General features: G+C 42.8%; 19 protein-coding genes. 10 read left to right on the forward strand and 9 right to left on the reverse strand.

Annotated features, from left to right (window positions below):
- Window positions 1-848: 848 nt before the first annotated feature.
- Genes Q4492_RS15270 through Q4492_RS15285 form a run of 4 tightly spaced genes read right to left on the reverse strand, consistent with a single transcriptional unit; the run spans window position 849 to window position 3,698 of the window.
- Window positions 849-1,151 carry a hypothetical protein gene (locus Q4492_RS15270; RefSeq protein WP_303419744.1) on the reverse strand — a complete coding sequence of 101 codons (303 nt, stop codon included), beginning with the start codon at window positions 1,149-1,151 and terminating at the stop codon, window positions 849-851.
- A 19-nt stretch (window positions 1,152-1,170) separates the two neighbouring features.
- The gene (locus tag Q4492_RS15275; RefSeq protein ID WP_303419746.1) at window positions 1,171-1,902 is read right to left on the reverse strand and encodes an ABC transporter ATP-binding protein; all 732 of its coding nucleotides are present in this window, start codon (window positions 1,900-1,902) and stop codon (window positions 1,171-1,173) included.
- Entirely contained in the window at window positions 1,887-2,669 is a 783-nt protein-coding gene (locus Q4492_RS15280; protein WP_303419748.1) for an ABC transporter permease, read from the reverse strand. The genes Q4492_RS15275 and Q4492_RS15280 overlap by 16 nt, the downstream gene beginning before the upstream one ends.
- Before the next feature lie 9 nt (window positions 2,670-2,678).
- A complete protein-coding gene (locus tag Q4492_RS15285; RefSeq protein ID WP_303419750.1) occupies window positions 2,679-3,698 on the reverse strand; it encodes an ABC transporter substrate-binding protein in 1,020 nt (339 codons plus the stop codon).
- 578 nt (window positions 3,699-4,276) lie between these two features.
- On the opposite strand from Q4492_RS15285, the gene Q4492_RS15290 reads away from it, so the two are divergent.
- Window positions 4,277-5,911: a diguanylate cyclase gene (locus tag Q4492_RS15290; RefSeq protein WP_303419751.1), complete on the forward strand. Its 1,635-nt coding sequence runs from the start codon at window positions 4,277-4,279 to the stop codon at window positions 5,909-5,911.
- Between the two features lie 84 nt (window positions 5,912-5,995).
- Here Q4492_RS15290 and Q4492_RS15295 read toward each other — a convergent pair whose 3' ends face one another.
- On the reverse strand, window positions 5,996-7,408 hold the full coding sequence (locus Q4492_RS15295; RefSeq protein ID WP_303419752.1) for a GGDEF domain-containing protein: 1,413 nt from the start codon (window positions 7,406-7,408) through the stop codon (window positions 5,996-5,998).
- A gap of 399 nt (window positions 7,409-7,807) precedes the next feature.
- On the opposite strand from Q4492_RS15295, the gene Q4492_RS15300 reads away from it, so the two are divergent.
- The 3 genes from Q4492_RS15300 to Q4492_RS15310 all read left to right on the forward strand — a co-directional run bounded on the left by Q4492_RS15300 (window position 7,808) and on the right by Q4492_RS15310 (window position 10,530).
- Window positions 7,808-8,164, forward strand: a complete 357-nt coding sequence (locus Q4492_RS15300; protein ID WP_303419754.1) for a DOPA 4,5-dioxygenase family protein — start codon at window positions 7,808-7,810, stop codon at window positions 8,162-8,164.
- A gap of 185 nt (window positions 8,165-8,349) precedes the next feature.
- The gene (locus Q4492_RS15305) at window positions 8,350-8,697 is read left to right on the forward strand and encodes a carboxymuconolactone decarboxylase family protein (protein ID WP_067867271.1); all 348 of its coding nucleotides are present in this window, start codon (window positions 8,350-8,352) and stop codon (window positions 8,695-8,697) included.
- 408 nt (window positions 8,698-9,105) lie between these two features.
- A complete protein-coding gene (locus tag Q4492_RS15310) occupies window positions 9,106-10,530 on the forward strand; it encodes a sodium/proline symporter (RefSeq protein ID WP_303419757.1) in 1,425 nt (474 codons plus the stop codon).
- Window positions 10,531-10,637: 107 nt separating this feature from the next.
- Here Q4492_RS15310 and Q4492_RS15315 read toward each other — a convergent pair whose 3' ends face one another.
- Window positions 10,638-11,642 (reverse strand): GGDEF domain-containing protein, encoded by a 1,005-nt coding sequence (locus Q4492_RS15315; RefSeq protein WP_303419759.1) that lies wholly within the window; start codon window positions 11,640-11,642, stop codon window positions 10,638-10,640.
- A gap of 571 nt (window positions 11,643-12,213) precedes the next feature.
- Here Q4492_RS15315 and Q4492_RS15320 point away from each other — a divergent pair.
- The 5 genes from Q4492_RS15320 to Q4492_RS15340 all read left to right on the forward strand — a co-directional run bounded on the left by Q4492_RS15320 (window position 12,214) and on the right by Q4492_RS15340 (window position 14,928).
- Window positions 12,214-12,564, forward strand: a complete 351-nt coding sequence (locus Q4492_RS15320; protein ID WP_303419761.1) for a DUF4870 domain-containing protein — start codon at window positions 12,214-12,216, stop codon at window positions 12,562-12,564.
- A gap of 193 nt (window positions 12,565-12,757) precedes the next feature.
- The gene (locus Q4492_RS15325; protein WP_303419763.1) at window positions 12,758-13,156 is read left to right on the forward strand and encodes a hypothetical protein; all 399 of its coding nucleotides are present in this window, start codon (window positions 12,758-12,760) and stop codon (window positions 13,154-13,156) included.
- A gap of 34 nt (window positions 13,157-13,190) precedes the next feature.
- Window positions 13,191-13,709, forward strand: coding sequence for an AAA family ATPase (locus Q4492_RS15330; RefSeq protein ID WP_303419765.1), 519 nt, complete (start codon window positions 13,191-13,193; stop codon window positions 13,707-13,709).
- A 15-nt stretch (window positions 13,710-13,724) separates the two neighbouring features.
- On the forward strand, window positions 13,725-13,946 hold the full coding sequence (locus tag Q4492_RS15335) for a hypothetical protein (RefSeq protein WP_303419767.1): 222 nt from the start codon (window positions 13,725-13,727) through the stop codon (window positions 13,944-13,946).
- 52 nt (window positions 13,947-13,998) lie between these two features.
- Window positions 13,999-14,928, forward strand: coding sequence for a 5'-nucleotidase (locus Q4492_RS15340; protein WP_303419769.1), 930 nt, complete (start codon window positions 13,999-14,001; stop codon window positions 14,926-14,928).
- A 97-nt stretch (window positions 14,929-15,025) separates the two neighbouring features.
- Here Q4492_RS15340 and Q4492_RS15345 read toward each other — a convergent pair whose 3' ends face one another.
- From Q4492_RS15345 to Q4492_RS15355, 3 genes are all read right to left on the reverse strand, one after another.
- Entirely contained in the window at window positions 15,026-17,200 is a 2,175-nt protein-coding gene (locus Q4492_RS15345; protein WP_303419771.1) for a glutamine synthetase III, read from the reverse strand.
- A gap of 464 nt (window positions 17,201-17,664) precedes the next feature.
- On the reverse strand, window positions 17,665-17,877 hold the full coding sequence (gene arfA, locus Q4492_RS15350; protein WP_303419773.1) for an alternative ribosome rescue factor ArfA: 213 nt from the start codon (window positions 17,875-17,877) through the stop codon (window positions 17,665-17,667).
- Between the two features lie 106 nt (window positions 17,878-17,983).
- Window positions 17,984-18,538, reverse strand: a complete 555-nt coding sequence (locus Q4492_RS15355) for a sugar O-acetyltransferase (protein ID WP_303419775.1) — start codon at window positions 18,536-18,538, stop codon at window positions 17,984-17,986.
- Window positions 18,539-18,645: 107 nt separating this feature from the next.
- Between Q4492_RS15355 and Q4492_RS15360 the strand changes: the two genes are divergently transcribed.
- Entirely contained in the window at window positions 18,646-19,740 is a 1,095-nt protein-coding gene (locus tag Q4492_RS15360; RefSeq protein ID WP_303419778.1) for a site-2 protease family protein, read from the forward strand.
- Window positions 19,741-19,742: the final 2 nt, after the last annotated feature.

Raw genomic sequence — 19,742 nt, forward strand, 5'->3', positions numbered from 1 at the left:
TAAATCGCTATGGATGGTGACCTTCCTACAGAGGACTTTCACCTCATTAGTTCATGCCCATGCTGGGCGTACACAAGCACATCAAAAATCGCTCCACTACGTTGCGCTGGACGTCGCTGACGCTCCGCCTTTTATGTGGGGGTTAGTATTTCTGAGGTCTTACAGGGAACATATCTTTTGTATAAGTGCAGGCTAATTAATCGTAAAAAAAACAGAAAGCAAGAGGTCAGGTCTTACGGCGTGCATGTTGATTGCTGGAATTAAAGGAGTTAGCTAATATTCCTACAAACCGCACTGGAGGCATCGATAATGAAATTAAAAACAGTATCATGTGTACTTTGGTCTGCTAGCTCTCAGCAGCGGGTCAGCGGTCGCAGAAGATTATGCCGATCTATGCGGAAGCAATATTGAAGGCGTAAACCTAGCGATGCCGAAGGATGAGGTTCAGTTAGCTTTCGACCGGACGTAATACAATCTATGCTACCTATGTTGCGCCAACCGATCCGGCTCGATTGGAAGCCTTTGAAGCGTTCTGGCGTTCTAAGATAACCGATTATTGCATGCATGAGATCGACACATTACGTGCGACATCCTCAGCCCAGAGTGTTTCGAAAGTGTCGAGAATGAACCCGAATCCCATGTCACCTATGCATGAGTTTTGCGAGAACGCCTTGCAGGGAGCGTTTCGTACTAACGGTATAGGCCATGCTCAGACACCTCCAGATGCATTGCATATCACCGATGCACAGGGCTGCAGAGTTTTTTACAGAAACGTTAACCTTCGGGGTTTTACTTCTGCTTTCATAATAGGTCTTGAGCACACTCAATAATGGCTTGTGAAGGCAACCTTAAGCGCGAAGATAAGACCAACCAGCGGCTTGTTGATGAGCAAGGTACTGCACAGCGGCGTCCACCAGCTTAACGTCTACCTGTGCGGTCAGGGATTGTGCTTGTAAACTATTACGACACATCACCAATCGACTTAAAATATCCTCATCTGTCAAGGTGACCGCCATTGCCATTGCGGGGCCATTGACGACGATTTCCACTTGGGCATCCGCTTCTAATTTAAGCAAATTGCGTGCGTTATTCTGCGCTCGCTTTAATGCATCTACTGTTGGTGCGTGAATCAATAATTGTGTAACAGCCATGAGGGTATCCTTTTAAAAATTAAAGTGCATTAGCGATCTCTTGAGCCATTTTTTGCAAGCTATCTGTGCCACGATCTCTTGGACGGGGCAGGTCAATGGGTTTATCTAACACCACGTTCGCAGGTGAGCCCGACAAGACAATCACTCGGTCCGCTAAATATATTGCTTCTTCAATATCGTGGGTGATAAACATCACGGCTTTACGCGTCTGTTCCCAGATCGCCAGTAACTGATCTTGTAAATGCTGACGGGTGATGGCATCCACCGCACTAAAAGGCTCATCCATTAATAACAAGTGTGGCTTGACCGCTAATGCTCTGGCAATGCCGCCACGTTGTACTTGGCCACCCGACAACTGGTGTGGCCAACGCTCGGCTAGCTCGTCAAGGCGAGCCAGTTTTAATACTTCGTCTACTCGGTTGCGTTTCTCTTCGGCGGTCAGTTTTAGGCCCGTCAGACCGTAAGCTATATTGCTGCGCAATCGACGCCAAGGCATGAGGCGACCATCTTGAAACACCACGCTGCGAGAGCGTCGGGTTTCGTCTTCTTCCACGTTGAGCGAAATAGTGCCATGACTCGCTGAGGTAAGGCCAGCGACACAACGTAACAGGGTTGATTTACCAACGCCTGAACCACCAACGACCGCTATAAACTCGCCGTCTTCTATTTGAAGATTTAAATTGGCAAACACGGGGTCAGGATTGTTACCGTAGTGATAACTTAGGTCTTCGATCTTTAGGATGGGCGCCATGTTAACACTCGCTTTTCAATGAAACCAAACAGGGTATCGCTCAAGGTGTAAACCAGAGAAATAATCAGCATGTAAACCACAACCACTTCGTAAGCGCCTACGCCTGCGGCTGAATTCATCTCTTGTCCCATGCCGGGGACGCCCAACAATTCAGCGGCGATCAAAGTCATCCAAGCTTGTCCGATACCAGTGCGAATACCCGAAAAAATACCCGTGGCAGCACCCGGTAAGGTTACTTGAAAGGTTTGACGTAAATGGCCATTTTGACCAAAAGCACGGGCCAGTTCATAAAAACGAGAATCCACATTGCGTACCGCAGAATAGGTTGCAAAGTAGTTTACCCAGAATACACCTATGGCAATCACGAAGGCGGCTCCCGCATGGCTTACTTTAAACCAAGCGATGGCAAAGACTACCCAGGCTAATGGCGGAATAGGACGTAGAATCCGCGCGAGCAAAGCATGTAATGCGTCTAGCAGCGATGAAGACGCCGCTAATGTACCCACTAAGAAACCAAGAAACGTACCAATCGCCAAGCCCCATGCGTAATGAACTAAACTTGAGAGGACTGCTGGCATTAAACGTTCGGATGTCCACTCATCAGCCAGAGCTTGTGGCAGTTTAAAGGGGTCTGGAATGGTGCCAGCGGCTGCCCAGCCTGCTGCTTGCGCGTATTTCCACAACAGCACAAATGCGGCTAGCCCTAAGATTCCCAGTAAAACACGCCCCCATCGAGAGCGTGTTAAAGGGTGAGTGTGTGATTCCATGATGTGGAATTACTCCCTAATGAGTTCGTTATAAAAACGAACATCAAATAGTGCGTTTAGGTCCACGCTTGCTTTAAGTGTGCCTTGGCTAGCTTGAAAATCATGCATGGTACGGGTGCCATCGATGATAGCGTTCGGATCTGCTTGGAACTGATCGTGTGAGTTCTTTAATGCATTTAGGATAATTTGTTTCGGTAAACGACCACCACCCACGTATTTACCAACCGCTTTGGCTGCTTGCTCTGGGGCGTTACGCAGTTCATCGGTGGCGGCGATGTGTGCTTTCACTAATGCTTTCACCAATTCAGGGTGCTCATTGATCAATGATTCACGCACGGCTAATACAGCGCCTGGCTGATGAGGGAACATGCCCGAGCCAGAAGCGACGACTTTTGCAGCGGATTTTTTATCACGAATAATGCTGACGACTGGCTCTAAAATAGCTGCGCCATCAACCGCTTCGGTCATCAGTGCTTGTTGTACCTGTGCTGCGCCTTGGTAAATGATATCGATGTTTTGCTTGATATCATCGTTGCTCATACCGAGCTGGTTTTGCAACCAATACTGCAATACCGTTTCTGGCACTGAACCTCGAGGGAAGGTGGAGATAACGGCTTTACGGCCTTTATCCGCTTTAAAGCGAGCAAAGGCTGTTTTTGGATCACCATTATCAAAGTAAGGAGACAGTTCGCCTAATGCGATCATGCTGATTTGTTCAACAATGTTAGAGGCAACCACTTTAATGTCTGCCCCTTTGGCACGAGCAACCATGGCAGGCCCAATACCAAGATAGGCAACATCTAATTGACCGGCTAAGAGCGCTTGCACAATAGCGGGGCCATTTTGAAATTGGAACAACTTAGGATCGCTAACGCCGGCGTTTTCCAAAGTGTCGCCTTCCAAAACAATAAACGCTTGGGAAATCGGAATAATGGGCATATAGCCAATTTCAAGGTTTTTGTCGGCCGCAGTCACTAAACTACTCCAGCCACATAAGAACAAGGTCATCAGGGCTACGAATCGGGACATTAGAGCACTCCAGAGAATTAAAATTTGAGTATGGATTATATATAATTCAAAAGAATATTAAAGTTTATTTAAATATCTTTTTGGAATAAAGAAATAAGCTATTTATGGGAGGGAATAGGTAGGGAGAGGATTAGACGGACATTTTACATAAATGCATAAACGGGGTCAGGTTTTAATTTTTCAACAAGCTAACGTGGTCGCTCTTTGCCGTTTTTTATAGTGCCAAGGGGCTTTGCTCGACGGGTTCCAGCTAAAGGTTGGCCTCCTGCAGGGGATGGCTTGGGGTAGGAGCCATCCCTGTGAGCGAAATAGAATAACCTAGGACAGATCCTGTTGGGTGTGGTACTGAGATTTGGCTTTTTTGTTTTTTCATTCAACTTAATCCGAAATATCACTGCTGGCATCAACAACAGCGAACTACAATTCATTCGGGAAGATAGCACAGGAACAGAGGCTTTAAAATTTTTCACCGTCTGTTTTATAGTCTGCTAGACACTTAATCGATCGAGTTATAAGGGGCACATCATAGAGACAGGTATTTTAAACCCACAGTATGCCATAGCGTTTGATATAAGCGCATGATGATCAATAAAACGCATAAGCGGTTATTCATACTACTATCTATAATGCTTTTTGTAGCAGATACGTTGTTCGTCACTATTAACTACATTAGTGATAAGCGCATCATGCAGCAGAGCTTGAAGCAGGATGGTCAACAGCTTAAAAGATCATTTGACGTCGCATTAACCATGACGCTCAATAACATGTCTCAACTTTCGACGTTTATTGCTAGCTCAACGGAGGTGCAGCACTTATTTGCCCAAGGCGTACAAGCGGTTAAGGAAGAGGGAGGAGGTGCGGGAGGTCCTGAATCTGCACGTTTACGAGATCTGTTATACGACAGCGTGTCGCCAGGGTGGACCAAAATGATGGAAAAGTATCAGGTGCGTCAGCTGCATTTTCATCTAGGTCCCGGTTCGACCAGCTTTCTCCGTATTCATAAGCCTCAGAAGTTTGGTGACAATATGGATAACCTTCGCCATATGGTGGTCGATGTTAATCGTGACGGTCATCCTCGACAGGGCTTTGAACTGGGGCGTGTATATTCAGGGCTTCGAGGTATAGTGCCGGTTTTTTCCGATAGTGATTCCACACGTCAAATTGGCGCTTTAGAGGTGGGGACATCGTTTAAAACCTTGATTGATTTGTTGGGTTCTTCCATTGGTGGCGATGTTGCGGTGTTGCTTAACGAGGCCAATGTTGAAAATGCTACTTGGTCTCGTCCAAACGAACCTGAGAGCAGAACGCCTTGCGGCTGCTTTATTGAAGCGACATCATCACCAGCGCTGAGTGCTTTGTTAGCTGAGCGAGCGAGTACTAAGTGGTCTAAGCCGCCTAAAAGCGTGCGTACGATTTTAGTTAATACGGCAAGTGGCCCTGTTGCTTTGACGGAATTTGCACTGTCAGACTATGTTGGGGAGCGAGACGGCAGTGAGACGCCTGTGGGCCGTATTATGATCTGGAAATCGGCCTCTGATGTTATACAGGAGTTAAATCATAATACTTGGATTAACATTATCTATGGGGTTGTCGGCTTTCTAATAATTGAACTGGCTCTTTTTTTGGGTATTCGATTGGCGTTAGGTCAACTTAAGCAGACCGTGGATGAGCGGACGCAGGAAATACAGGTCTTGAATAGGCAATTAGAGGAAATTGCACATCAAGACATGCTTACAGGTGTTTCTAGTCGTCGCTACTTTATGATGCGGTTCCAGCAAGAGCTTAATCGTAACCAGCGCTCGAAACAGCCTATGACATTATTGATGGTGGATGTAGATCACTTTAAAAGGGTGAATGATACTTGGGGCCATCAGGTTGGTGATCAAGTGTTGTCCGATCTAGGTCACTTGATGATAGAAAACAGTCGCAACTATGATGTGGTTGGTCGCTATGGGGGAGAGGAGTTTTGTCTTTTGTTACCGGGTGTTGATGCAGTAACCGGGTTACAAATGGCTGAAAAACTACGCGAGCGGGTTGAACGTCAAATCATAATACCGAGTAGTGATGGTATACATGTGACTATTAGCATCGGTGTTGCACTTTATGCCGAGGGTCAAAGTGCTGAAGAGTGGATTAACGCGGCTGACCAAGCATTATATAAAGCTAAAGATAGTGGCAGGAATCGATGCCTGCTGGCTGAAACGGCTGACTAGAACCGCGATCAACAATTTAAAAGTAATAATGGGGCTAGGTTATTTCTTAATATATGCTAGGTGATTAATAATATGATTTAATCGTTAAGCGAGCCTAAACTCTACTTGGTTTCGACCCTGTTTTTTAACGTTGTAAAGGGCATCATCAGCACGTTTTATTAAGCTATTTATGCAATCACCCTCTTGATAACGGGCTACACCGAAACTTGCTGTAATCGTATGGACTGTAGTGAAATCATACTCTGCTATTTTTATACGCAGGTTTTCAGCCATTGATGATCGGTTTTTATGGTCTTTTATTGGAGCAATAATTAAGAACTCTTCGCCGCCCCAGCGGCCTAACGTATCTGAAAGTCTGATCGATTGTTTCATGAGTAATGCTAATTCGTTAAGTACAACATCACCCACATTGTGACCATAAGTGTCATTAATCTGTTTAAAATTATCTATATCCAAGATAATGACTTCAAATGTTCCTTGCATGCGTTTAGCGCGATGATATTCTTTTTCTAATGTTTTATTGAGCATATGACGGTTATACAGCCCTGTTAACTGGTCTGTATTAGATATTTCTTCTAGCTCTGATTTCTGTTCAAGGATGTCTTGGTAGTGGCGTAGGATAAACCAGCCCATGAGCCATAATAGGGCAGTGAGAAAAATAGAAATAGCGACTTGTTTATACCAACTTGCTAACCAGTCTGTATTAGCTAATCCGACGATCACGGTGAAGGGTAGATTATCTACTTTGCGTACATTATATAATCTGTCTGTACCATCTAGCGGCGAAGTATGGGAGAAGGATTGATTTTTCAGCTGTGAGATCATGAACTGTTCTAAAATAGGGGCGCCAGCTTTTTTACCTAATGCTTGTGGAGACTCTGGTTGTCGTGCAAGTAAAGTGAAATTTCTATCTAAGATTGCAACAACACCGCCCCGTCCAATATGCACTTTTTTTACCCATTGGGAAAAAAAGCTGAGATTAAGACCTAAACCTGCAAGTCCTTTGTTATCAGGAAATTTACGGGTTTGAATAACCATCATTTCACCAATGTTACTCATAAACATATTTGAAACATAAGTGTCTAATTTAGGGTTTTTAATCGGCACATTGCACCATTCACGTTGGCTAGCATCAAATCCTACTGTTGACGGGGTGTGAGTCATAATGCATTTATTATCGTTTAGACCGACACCATTTGAGTAAGGCAAGGTTTGACGTTTTTTATCTATAAACTGTGAGATACGAGCATGTTCAATGGGATCGTTTGTGGGGTAAGTTAATGCGGTTGTTGGAACCTTATCGATAATATCTCGTAAGATATAATCTGACGCATTAAAAGCGCCTTTTATCCACTCACTTATTAGAAGGCTTGTTAGGGTAATATTTTCTTTAGCAAGGTTTTTTTCTTGAGAATAGGAATGGTATAGAAAAATACAAAAAAAAGAGGCTGTACTAATAGTAAAAATAAAGTAATAAATAAATAATTTCTTTTTCATTATTTGCCTGTATTTAATTACTACCTAGTCTCAGTGATTTAGCAAGGATAAGTCCTTGTTTTAAATAGGGGGTAAGAGTGAAATATTCTCTATGCTCGTGTGCTATTTAACGGGCTATTAGGTATTAATTTTAGGCGGCTTATAGTTATAAGTCCATAAAAACCCGCATAGGGTCAATAACCCGCGTGGATAGGTTTTTCTTTTTCTATAAGTGACCTGAGGTTAAATCAGCGGGGGCGATACGCTTCAAACTCAGCAGTCCGCACAGCAAAAAGCTCCTGTAGGAGCTCAGCCCGTGAGCGAAGGTAAGCTAGCGTAAATGCTTTGCGATATATAGGATAAAAAAAGTTTCACTTTTAGTGAGGAGTTAAATACCTAATTGGGGAATGAAAAATAGCTATGACTGAAATTAAAAGACCGATCAATTCGCACAAAGCTTATCATGCTCATATTTATTTCGATGATGCGTCAAAGGTAATTGCTCAGACGTTATGCGAAGAGTTAGGTGTCAAATTTAATTTAAAAGTGGGCCGTTTCCACGAGAGTCCTATAGGCCCTCATCCATGTGGGAGCTGCCAAATTACGTTTGGCGCAAGGACGTTTGAAACCTTTATAACTTGGCTCGATGAAAATAGGAAAGGCTTAACCGTGCTTGTCCATGGAGTCACCGGCGATGATTTTAAAGATCATACAGAGTTTGCATATTGGTTAGGTCAGCCAGTCGAATTGAGTTTAGGTTTTTTCGAAAACACCTAAAGGCTTTAGTGAGCTAAAATCAAAACAGGTCGAGCTACCTAATTGACCGGACAGAACATAGGTTTGCGTAAAAATTGACAGAACGCAATAGAATTGCAGTAGTGCCCCTCACATCTCATCCAGCCAGTTATAATGAATCCTGATCTATTTCCTAGATTGACTTTCTATATATACGGAGATGAGCCATGAAGAACTTTCCTGAACACTTTAAAGAACTTAGTAGCTGGATGGAAAAGCTTGGTCTGGAGATTCCTGGCGCAATGCAGGGGTTTTCAGCATTACATGAGTCCAGTCTAAAACCCGGTGCATTAGAGACAAAAACAAAAGAGCTGATTGCTTTAGGTATTGCTGTCACTGTTAGATGTGATGGGTGCATATCCTTCCACGTACATGATGCTTTGAAGGCGGGTGCCAGTAAAGAAGAGGTCGCCGAAACAGTATCCGTTGCTATCCTTATGGGCGGTGGGCCATCAGTTGTTTATGGGATTGAGGCGATGCAAGCGCTAAGTCAATTCCAAGAGCAAGGCCTATAAATTTAGCCTTTCGCAATAAGTAATCAAAAGGGACGTTGGAAGGTACAGCGCCCCCTTTGAATGCGAAGTCCCGTCAAGCATAGATTTTATGCTTAGTAGGAACTCACCCCGTGAGCGAAAAAAGGTAGATGTCAGTTTCTTGCTTGGGACAATAAACGAAACCGTTCTATTTTGAGATCTGTCCTAAGCTCCTCTTAAAACTCCCTCCTTAATATCTCCGAAGTTGAAGCATATCACTTAGAAATTGGGTATTTATTCTATGATGCTGTACCGTTGTTATATGAGAAAAACATCAACGGAGGATAGATAGATGAAGAACACCTTAAACTGCCTGACTGACAATTTAGTATTTCATAACCCTCCTGAGAGCACAAAATATAAAGCAGTAACTTATAAAGGAGGGAATTCATGATTGAAATCAGCTTCCTGTGTTCATTATTTTTATTTTTAATCATTGGGTTGTCCTCCATGCTTAAGAGTAAAAAAACAACTGAAGATTATCTGGTCGCAGGTAAGTCTATACCCGCTTGGCTTGCTGGGCTTTCTGCAGTGGCGACAAACAACAGTGGTTTTATGTTTATCGGCATGATTGGGTTGACCTATGCGACAGGGCTATCTTCTATTTGGTTAATGCTGGGCTGGATCGCCGGTGACTTGATGGCCTCTCTGTTTACGTTGAAGCCTCTGCATGCTGCTTCACGCAAAAATAAAATACACTCTTATGGGGAGTTGTTAGCGCATTGGCATGGGGGTGAAAATCATGGATTACGTCGCTTAGTGGGTTTGCTGACGCTATTTTTTCTTACGCTTTATGCGGCCGCTCAGTTTAAAGCGGGAAGTAAAGCAACATCTGTGCTGCTGGAATGGGATCCGACCTGGGGTATCTTAATTAGTGCGGGTATCGTCCTTTTATACAGTGCCGCTGGTGGATTGCGGGCTTCTATTTGGACTGATGCCGCTCAGTCATTTGTAATGTTGATCGGCATGGCAATGTTGATTACTGGAGGCATTGAGTTGGCGGGAGGATGGACATTAGCATTAGATAAGATGGACAGTGTTGATGTGAATTTTCTCGGTTGGTTTCCTGATAAAGACTGGATTGGCATCATGCTCTTTATTGCCGGTTGGGTATTTGGTGGATTCGCGGTGATTGGTCAGCCCCATGTTGTCGTGCGTTTTATAAGTTTAAAGGACGAGTCGCAAATTAACCGTATGCGTTGTTACTATTATGGCTGGTTTACGCTTTTTTATGGGGCAACCATAATGGTGGGTTTGTTGAGCCGTATAGCTTTCCCAGAGAGTGCTAGCTTTGATTCAGAGCTGGCGCTGCCTACTATGGCGCAATTGGTATTGCCTGATATATTAGCCGGTATGGTGCTTGCGGCATTGTTTGCGGCAACGCTGTCTACCGCGGATTCACTGGTTCTATCGTGCTCTGCCGCGGTTACCCGTGATTTTGTTCGGCTACCGGGGAAGATGCATTCACTCTGGGCCGCAAAACTCACCACGGCAAGTGTTATCACTGTTGCCGTCATTATTGCGTTAACGGGCGCTGAGTCGGTATTTTCTTTAGTGCTTGATGCTTGGGGCTTGCTCGGTTCAGCTTTTGCGCCTTTGATCGTTTTACAGGCCTTAGGGAAACGTATTCCGCAGCCGGTATCCATTAGCATGGTTATTGCTGGTGTTGGGGTCTTTCTTTTATGGCAGCAAGTGGGTTGGGGTGGGGCTATTTATAGTGTCGCGCCGGGCATCCTAACAGGCTTTTTTGTTTATATCTTATTTAAGCTGGTTGGGTCGGAAAGAAATGCTGAATCAGTCGCTAATGAAAGCTAAAATAGAAAAGTAAGGATAGTTTTTAAAAGCGGTTAGTTTTAGGCACCACGGTGGAGTTTCCACTGTGGTGTGCCTTTTTTGTAAAGGCTGAAGGGCTTTAGATCACGTTATAGGGCTGGGTTAGTGCCTAATTCTTCTTTATTGCTGAATACTACACAATCACGCCCTTGTGCTTTAGCTTGATAGAGGGCTTCGTCAGCGCGTTGGAGCCATGTATCTATAGTTGTCTTTGGCTGCCAAGCGGCAACGCCAAATGACACGGTTATAGCGCTCCCATCTGGTGTTTTGAGTTCTTTTTTTATGGCCTTTTTCAGGTTTTCAATAAAGGACTTATGTTGATCATCATTAATTCCTGAGATTAACAAGACAAACTCTTCTCCGCCAAACCGATAGAGACGATCATATTTGCGTATATGAGATGTGGTGATTTTAACAAAATCCTTTAGTACTTGATCACCCGCTGCATGGCCATATTTATCGTTTACCATTTTAAAATGATCTAAATCCAAAATGGCTAAAAGCTGTTGAGTGTCGTTGCGCTCAGCGTTGGCTAGAGCCGCTTGCATATCTGTGTTTAGAGCGCGGCGATTAAAGGCATCAGTCAACGGATCAACGGTATTGAGCGTTTCTAGTAAGCGAAATTGCATTGCGCTGTGGCTGGCATAAACAAAGGTGCTTAGTGAAAGCATGATGATTGTGACTGCGTAGGAAACAAGTGATATAACGTCAAACGCGTTAGAGAAGACTGTTAGGGATATGCCTGCCACAACATTAATCAATAAAGCCTCAAGGGGTTTTACTAAAATAAAGGTGCTGGCAAAAACGGGATATACCCAGAGAAAGCTATCTATTCCATTTTCGATAATAACAACAACGACCCCAATATTAATGAAGGCGGCGATTATTGCACTGACAATACGGATTTTTTTGGAGTAGGAGGCATAAACGACGAGCGCGATAAGGCCAAGTATGATCATTATATCCATAATAGCAGCAGTGACATTTCCAGCCATATAACGGATGACTACAAATGGAAAAACGCCCAACACTGCTACGAAGCTAAGTAGCATTAATAAGGAGAGTTGATATTTTTCCTGTAGCTGATTGATCATAATCGTGCTCGAGTAAAATGGATTTCATGCCTAAATGTTTGTACGTACACAAGGTAATGCTTTTTACTTATAGTCAAAATTTACAGTTAACTTGTGTTTCATCTTAAACGGGGTTGTTATTAGTTGGAAGTCGTTGCGGATAACTGACCTATTCAATGGTAAATAACTATACCCGTCTCTTTCATGTTGCTTTCGCCGTAGAGCGTACTCTATAGGTTATTATGGAATATAATGCGCAGTTGCTGTAAAGATGATTATACCTTAAGTATGCTGGTCTTATAGGGCCGATTAAATAGAGGCCTGCTTCTTTATGTGTAGCGCTTATTGGCTTTGCAGCATATTAACCTAAATGGATGTGTGTATTGTTACGAGGGCTAAATATAAAAGAATATATAAATCAAATAGCTGGGTGTCTGATATGATGCCAGTACTAGAGGCATTAAAAATCGTAAGTTGTTCTGATACGTGGGATGAGAAGGGATTCATTATTCTTTCATTGTTGTGCTGGAAGTCTTGGATGGTGCCTAGTTAGTGGAAATTAGTATAAATTGAAATTTAAGAGGGAAGCGGAATGAGTAATGACCTTATGCCAGATTTTAAGGAAATCACACAAGATTCGAAAAATATGGCGTTACTGTCATGGATTGGAACGTTCTTTTTAGGCTTTATTCCAGGGTTGATTCTGTATGTGATCAAAACGGACGATGCTTATGTCCAGGACCAATCGAAAGAATCATTAAATTGGTCGATAACGGTAATGATTGCCTATGTAGCAGCTTTTTTGTTGAGCTTTATCGCTATTGGTGTCGTTCTTTTCCCTATTATCGGTATTTGCCATTTGATTTTTTGTATTATGGGAGCGGTTTCAACGTCAAAAGGTAATCAGTTTCGTGTGCCTTTCGCGATTCGGTTAATAAAATAACTTAATCACTTTGCTAAAAGCGTGATGATGAAAACGTCGTATTTAGGCTGATATATACGTTTACATTGCTAGAGATAAGGCCAAGTCTGATGGTTCTTTCCGTTACGGCTTAGCCTTTGTTTTTATGCCATATAGCTTGTTTTATCTAATCAAATTGTTTGTAAATGACTTAGCGTTTGAGGTGTAAGCCTTGATGAAATTTTATGTTTTTCTCCCCCTGCTTTTTTTATCCATCTCTTGTTCGGAAATAGGGAAGGCTCCTAAACGGGTGTTTACGTTTAGTGGTTCAACTATTGATCTGTCTACTGAAATAGAAGGTGACTGGGACAAGGTCTGCTTATTAACACCTTATTCTAGTAATCAAGAAGCGGAAAGGCTTATCGGCTTTGAGTTTGATATAGAGTCAAAGAGTAATATTTATGAATTGGATAGCATCACCTTATTTCTAGTTGTCAAAAGGCGACAGGTGATTGATTACTTTGAAGTGCCGCGTAACAGTATAGATTTTTCAGCTAGAGAGGCTGATTGTTATCCGCGAGAAAAGGCGTGGTTTAACATTGTGACCGATAGTGCTGGTGGTTATAAGATATAAACCTATATAACGATCTAACTAGGTTAAGAAGGCTATGAGAAAAGTTTTAATATTCGGCAATTCTGGATCAGGAAAATCGACCCTTGCGAAAGCAATCAGTCGGTCTGAAGGCCTTTCTCATTTAGATCTTGATACATTGGCCTGGAAAGAGGAGATGCCGCCAGAAAGGCGATCCCTAAGCGAATCATCATTAGAAATAAGCGGCTTTATGAATACCTATAATGGCTGGGTAATAGAAGGTTGCTATGCTGATTTACTTGAAGTTGCGTTGCCATTTTCGAACGAAATTATCTTTATGGATCTACCTATAGCTCTCTGCATAGAGAACGCGCGTAATCGTCCTTGGGAACCTCATAAGTATAGCTCTAAGGCGGCACAAGATAAGAATTTAAATATGTTAATTGATTGGATCTCACAATACTCAGATAGGAACGATACTTTTTCTAAGTTGGCCCATGAGCATCTATTTAACAGTTTTTCTGGGGTCAAAAAAAGGGTGGTAGAAAATCAGTCGATTAACGAACTTTATAATTCAAGAAATATAAAGAAATAAGGTTGAGAGGGAGCCATGCTTGTACAAATAGTCGACCCAATCTTCAAGTGTGCAGTAGATGAGGAGGTGTTTATTTCACGCTTACATGGCATGAGCACTTATCAATCTGTTATCAGGCGGAATGATACTTACCATCTTCGTTTAGCGGGACCTTTAGATAAGACTGAAAATGACGAGCTGCAAGAGATCTGTGATATTTGGGGTGCTGATTTTAATTTGGTCGAGGAGGGGGTGTGAAGCGTTATAAACATAGAAATAACCTGCTTATATCTATTTTGAAAGGAAGCATATGTCATACCCTATAGATAAAAAACTGGTTGTTGCCGTATCTTCCAGTGCGTTATTTGATCTATCTGAATCGAACTCTGTCTTTGTTGAGGAGGGGCCGCAGGCCTATAAAGACTTCCAGAAGAAGAACTTAAATAAAGTACTCGATAAAGGCGTCGCTTTTCCTTTTATTAAACGCTTTTTACAGATTAATAAGCGCTTTCCAGATAAAGAGCCGGTGGAAGTTGTTTTGCTTTCAAGAAACTCAGCTGCGACGGGGAAGCGTGTTTTCCGTTCGATACAGCACTACGGGCTTGATATATCTCGTGCTGCTTTTATGGAAGGGAAATCTCCATACGAATATATTCCTGCTTTTAATGCATCCCTATTTTTATCCGCAAATGAAGAAGATATTCAGAACGCTATAGATTCGGGATATCCCGGCGGGGTTGTGTTGCCGAGTAAAAGTATAAATGACGACGATAGTGAGATACTTAGAATAGCCTTCGATTTTGATGGCGTTATTGCTGATGATGAATCTGAAGCCGTATTTAAAGGCGGAGATCTTCCCGGTTTTTATGATTATGAGGTTGAGAAATCAGAGATACCTCATAAGCCGGGCCCTTTAGCCGATCTATTTAAAAAACTATCTTTTTTACAAGAGCTTGAAGATAAAGAGGTTGAACGTGATCGGGATTATCAACGCATCTTGACGACCGCGATTGTGACGGCTCGCAGCGCTCCGGCTCATGAAAGGGTCATCACAACGCTGGAAGATTGGGGGGTTAGTGCAAACGAGATCTTTTTTCTTGGTGGGATGTCAAAAGATCGAATTCTTTCAAGACTGAAACCGCATATGTTCTTCGATGATCAGCGTAGCCATCTGGAATCGGAAGCGGGGGATATCCCAATGGTTCATATTCCGTTTGGTATAGCTAATAAAAACCAATAAATAGCGGCTCCCTGTCAGCTAATATCCTCTGTTTGTAAACATCGAGTAAGCATGAAAAAGGCCGCATAATGCGGCCTTTTATATTTATTAAGTAAGATTATTTAATAAATAGCATTTCAGCATACTTAGGCAAAGGCCAAGCGTTATCTGCAACGATAGTTTCAAGCAGGTCCGCATGGGCTCTAATGCTGTCCATTAGAGTACGAATTTCATTCGCGCAGAATTTCATATGATCTTCTACGGTAGGGAAGTCATGCTTGGTAATGGCAATAGATAGGGCATCTACATCAGCCATCATAGCGTCCGCAGCACTTGCTACTTTTTGCGCAATGCTATTATCAAGTGTCACACCCACATTTGATGCTGTGGCAATGGTTGACGTTAGTTCTGATAGGTAAGTGGCAGCAGCAGGATAGATAGAAGTTGTTGCCATATCGATCACTAACTTAGCTTCTACTTCAATCGATAAAATGTACTGCTCAGAATACACTTCATAGCGGCTTGCTAGCTCAACAGGTGATAGTACCCCTGTGTTTTTAAACAAGGAGATAATTTCTTCTTCTTGGAAAACAGGTAGGGCATCTGCTGTTGTTGGGATGTTTTTCAGGCCACGTTCTTCTACAGCGATTTTGTGCCACTCTTCTGAATAGCCGTCGCCGCCGAATATAACATTACCATGCTCATCCATAAGATCTTTTAGTACAGAAAGTACTGCAGAAGCTTGATCTAAACCTGATTCTAACGCTGTTTCAAGTTTGCCTGCAATCCAATCGAGGGAATCGGCAAGCATTGTATTCATTGCTACCAACGGCCCAGATACAGACTGTGATGAACCAACGGCTCTGAACTCAAAGCGGTTACCTGTGAAGGCAAACGGAGAGGTACGGTTTCGGTCGCCAGGATCACGAGTAAAGGTAAGAATCTGGGATAAGCCTAGATCCATCTCGCCACCGCAAACTGTTGGTTGTAAGTCGCCTGCTTGAATCTCTTTAAATACTTTTTCTAATTGGTCGCCCAAATAAACCGATAAGATTGCCGGTGGTGCTTCATTGGCACCTAAGCGGTGGTCATTGGATGCCGTCGCAATGACTGCGCGTAATAGTGGGCCATATAAATGTACGCCACGGATAACCGCACCACAGAAGATAAGGAAGTTTAAGTTTTCTTCAGGTGTGTGGCCTGGATCAAGCAAGTTACCTTGGGTTGAGTTACCTACAGACCAGTTTACGTGTTTACCAGAACCGTTAATGCCGGCAAAAGGCTTCTCGTGTAGTAAAGCAAGGAAACCGTGTTTTTTAGCGGTATTTTTGATGATAGTCATCAACAACTGCTGATGATCAGCAGCTACGTTAGCTGCTTCAAAATATGGTGCGATCTCAAATTGGCCCGGCGCTACTTCGTTATGATGTGTTTTTGCAGGGATACCTAGTTTAAACAGCTGGTCTTCAAAGTCCTGCATAAAGACTTGTACGCGCTCAGGAATTGCGCCGAAGTAATGGTCGTCAAACTGCTGACCTTTTGCAGGTGATGCTCCAAATAGCGTACGACCGGCAAGTAGTAAATCTGGACGGCTATTAGCAAAATTTTCGTCAACTAAAAAGTACTCTTGTTCAGCGCCACAGCTAGAGTTCAGCGTAGCAACATCTTTTTCACCCATAAGTGAAAGTACTTTTTTAGCTGCTTTATCCATCGCCGCATTTGAGCGTAACAGTGGAATCTTCTTATCTAATGCTTCGCCGGTCCATGACATAAAGACACTAGGTATCATTAATGTCGCGCCGTTTGGCGTATTCATAATGTAAGCAGGGCTGGTTGGATCCCAAGCAGTATAACCACGTGCGGCATTGGTTATACGTAAGCTACCGTTAGGGAAAGAGGAACCATCAGGTTCGCCTTTGATAAGTAAGCTACCTGTAAATTCGGTGATAGCAGCGCCGTCAGCATTGGTAATAATAAAACCGTCATGCTTCTCAGCTGTAGCATTGGTCATGGGGTAAAAAATATGGGAGAAGAATTTGGCACCTTTGGACATAGCCCAATCTTTCATGGCAGCAGCAACAACATCAGCCGTAGCAGGGTCTAAAGGCGATCCTGTTTGCACGGTTTTCTTCATTGCTTTAAAAGCGTTTTTCGATAGCGCTTCTTCCATTTTGGCTAGATTAAATACATCGCTAGCCCAAATTTTACTTAATGGTTTTGGCATCTCCACATCTATAGGTTTGCCGCTAGTGATTGCACTGATTGATGTTAATCTTGATGTGTTACCACTCATTATGTTACCCCGAAAAAGTTATTCAATTCGTTAAACGCAGCAATCAACATATCCATAAACAGCGACTATATTGATTTGATGCTCAATATGCTTTTTATAAAGCAAGTACTAGACCAAGTAAGGGATTGTCTGTTAATTCCTTAATAACATGTTGTTTTTTAAGTAAAAAGTTTAATTTTTCGATAGAAGGGGAAGTGTTTAAAAACACTGTGCGCACTAATCAAGTGCATTAAGTGTTCTTTATCGGTGCATTGTGACCGATATTGTGCATTATGGGTGTTTGTGAAGGAAATTACGCCCCTTTGTAGTGCAACAAGGGCTGTGGGGCATACTCTATTATGTTTTTTAGTTTCTATCCTGTTGATTATGTTAAAAAATTAAAGCTGGCCGCGATAGTGGCTGCTGTAAAGTGATGACGATAAAAGTCCTATTTGAATAACGACTCTTGTGGACCTAATAGATCCTTAAGCCGCTATTAAATAGGACTCCTGTCCTTTGTGTTTGTTACTGCGAAGGTATGCACCTTTGCCTTTTTTCGCCTTAACAACCTGAGTTTTGAAAACCCGTGAGGTGACTAAGGCTGCTAAATGATTGCTACGAATAGTACCCCTGCCGGTTTCTAGGGAGCTTGTATGCTTGACTCCCTCTTGGGTATTTTGGGTGTTATGTTTTTTCATGTTGAGTCCTAATGATTGTTTAATTAATAAGTTGCGTGGAACAGTCGGATATTACGCCTCTGTTTACGGAATAAATAGAGTGTAGCTCGCTTTTTTAGCTAAGTGATTATGTAATCTTCTTAAGCATTTTAGCGGGCACACCGGCGACCAGTGTTTGTTTAGCTACATTTTTTGTTACAACTGATCCTGCTGCGATGACAGCGCCTTCATCTATAGTCACGCCGGGTAATATTGTTGCTCCCATGCCTATCCAAACATCTTGAGCAATTGTGATTGCTGCTGCTTCAGTTGTACCTTTCTTTCTCTCTGAGGCCTGCAATGGATGAGTTGTAGTGCTAATAACCACATTGGGGCCTATCATCACATTGTTGCCAATAGTAACGGGAGCTGCATCAAGGATAGTACCGTTATGGTTGATATAAACATTCTCTCCAAGCTGGATGTTATAGCCATAATCGCATTGGAAGTTAGGTTCAATCGTAGGTTTGAATCCTTGGCCTAATAGTTTGCTTAATTTCTGTTGGCGCATGCCTTTTTGATCTGGGTGTAACTGGTTATATTCGAAGCATAGAGCTTTGGCGCGTTTGCGTTCTTTTACAAGTTCAGGATCAAGTGCGTTGAAAGGTAATCCCGAGAGCATTTTTTGTTTTTCACTTATCATCGTATGTGCTCAGCGTTTTAGGTTAAGACTTAGGCTGAAGAGCTTTCTTGCTTGTTCTAGATGCTACATAATGCGCGCTTATTCATTAGGTTACAGCGAGCATTTCTTTGCAGTTACTCAAGATCGATTGTTTAGGCCGTGAGCTTCGTTTAGAAGGATCTATGGCCGGTTGGCAAGCATTGTACTGGGATAATCAGTTGGTGTCTCAGCATGATGCTAATGCGGACCCTTCCTCATCCTCTGTACATAGTTTCCAGTTAAAAGCGGGGGAGCAAGAGCTCAATTGCGTGCTTCAGCTTGAATTAACATGGCAGCCATTTGCATTAAGTTATTCATTGCAGTTGAGTGATGGTTTAAGGGATGAGCTTATCAGCCAAGGTGAGCGGAGTGAAAAGGATATAGAAGCTCAGGTGATAGAGGCTCGTCCAAAGCAGCCTAATAAAGTGAGTTGGTTAGGTATAGGTTCCTTAGGGTTAAAGCTCTTTAAAAGTGCAAAGGTTCTGAAAGTCCTTTTTGCCGCAGGTAGTTTGGCAGCATATACTTGGCTGTTTTCTATTCAGTTTGCGATCGCTTTAATTCTTTGTTTAGTGTTCCATGAATATGGTCATATACGTGCGATGAAGCGCTTTGGTCTAAAAACTAAGGGGATCTATCTTATTCCTTTTGTTGGCGGGTTGGCTTTATCGGATGATCGTATTAATACCCGTTGGCAGGACGTTTATATATCGATTATGGGGCCGTTCTTTGGGCTATTACTCTCCTGTGCATGTTTGCTTGTTTATTGGTTGACCGGCATGGAGCTATTTGCCGGATTAGCTGCTTTTAATGCGTTATTAAACCTTTTTAACTTGTTGCCTGTTTTACCTTTGGATGGTGGGCATATTTTGAAGAGTATCGCTTTTTCAGTGAACTCCGTTATAGGCTTAGTTTGCTGTGCTTTAGGTGCTATTGCTGGGGTGGCACTCAGTTACTATTTTAATATGACATTGTTAGGTTTTTTATTAGCGATCGGCAGTATTGAGATTGTGTTTGAATGGAAGCGTCGACATATAAGCGATCTGCTACCTTTAGATCGTTATGGTCAGATTGTATCGGCTCTTTGGTATTTTAGTACGGTTGGGGGCTTATGCGCGGTTATTTGGGTGTTGGCGCAGAGTGGTAATGAGGCGTTGGCACTACCGATGAAGATCCTTGGTAGTTGAGC

It is taken from the genome of Neptuniibacter sp. 1_MG-2023 (genome assembly GCF_030547185.1).
Taxonomy (GTDB): Bacteria; Pseudomonadota; Gammaproteobacteria; order Pseudomonadales; family Balneatricaceae; genus Neptuniibacter.

Excerpts from the sequence above, each read along its gene's own strand:
- Q4492_RS15285 (WP_303419750.1), bottom strand. The coding sequence starts at position 3,698 with ATGTCCCGATTCGTAGCCCTGATGACCTTGTTCTTATGTGGCTGGAGT.
- Q4492_RS15355 (WP_303419775.1), bottom strand. The coding sequence starts at position 18,538 with ATGATAAGTGAAAAACAAAAAATGCTCTCGGGATTACCTTTCAACGCA.
- Q4492_RS15275 (WP_303419746.1), bottom strand. The coding sequence starts at position 1,902 with ATGGCGCCCATCCTAAAGATCGAAGACCTAAGTTATCACTACGGTAAC.
- arfA (WP_303419773.1), bottom strand. The coding sequence starts at position 17,877 with ATGAAAAAACATAACACCCAAAATACCCAAGAGGGAGTCAAGCATACA.
- Q4492_RS15330 (WP_303419765.1), top strand. The coding sequence starts at position 13,191 with ATGAGAAAAGTTTTAATATTCGGCAATTCTGGATCAGGAAAATCGACC.
- Q4492_RS15325 (WP_303419763.1), top strand. The coding sequence starts at position 12,758 with ATGAAATTTTATGTTTTTCTCCCCCTGCTTTTTTTATCCATCTCTTGT.
- Q4492_RS15270 (WP_303419744.1), bottom strand. The coding sequence starts at position 1,151 with ATGGCTGTTACACAATTATTGATTCACGCACCAACAGTAGATGCATTA.
- Q4492_RS15305 (WP_067867271.1), top strand. The coding sequence starts at position 8,350 with ATGAAGAACTTTCCTGAACACTTTAAAGAACTTAGTAGCTGGATGGAA.
- Q4492_RS15315 (WP_303419759.1), bottom strand. The coding sequence starts at position 11,642 with ATGATCAATCAGCTACAGGAAAAATATCAACTCTCCTTATTAATGCTA.
- Q4492_RS15345 (WP_303419771.1), bottom strand. The coding sequence starts at position 17,200 with ATGAGTGGTAACACATCAAGATTAACATCAATCAGTGCAATCACTAGC.
- Q4492_RS15320 (WP_303419761.1), top strand. The coding sequence starts at position 12,214 with ATGAGTAATGACCTTATGCCAGATTTTAAGGAAATCACACAAGATTCG.
- Q4492_RS15310 (WP_303419757.1), top strand. The coding sequence starts at position 9,106 with ATGATTGAAATCAGCTTCCTGTGTTCATTATTTTTATTTTTAATCATT.
- Q4492_RS15340 (WP_303419769.1), top strand. The coding sequence starts at position 13,999 with ATGTCATACCCTATAGATAAAAAACTGGTTGTTGCCGTATCTTCCAGT.
- Q4492_RS15290 (WP_303419751.1), top strand. The coding sequence starts at position 4,277 with ATGATGATCAATAAAACGCATAAGCGGTTATTCATACTACTATCTATA.
- Q4492_RS15295 (WP_303419752.1), bottom strand. The coding sequence starts at position 7,408 with ATGAAAAAGAAATTATTTATTTATTACTTTATTTTTACTATTAGTACA.
- Q4492_RS15300 (WP_303419754.1), top strand. The coding sequence starts at position 7,808 with ATGACTGAAATTAAAAGACCGATCAATTCGCACAAAGCTTATCATGCT.
- Q4492_RS15335 (WP_303419767.1), top strand. The coding sequence starts at position 13,725 with ATGCTTGTACAAATAGTCGACCCAATCTTCAAGTGTGCAGTAGATGAG.
- Q4492_RS15280 (WP_303419748.1), bottom strand. The coding sequence starts at position 2,669 with ATGGAATCACACACTCACCCTTTAACACGCTCTCGATGGGGGCGTGTT.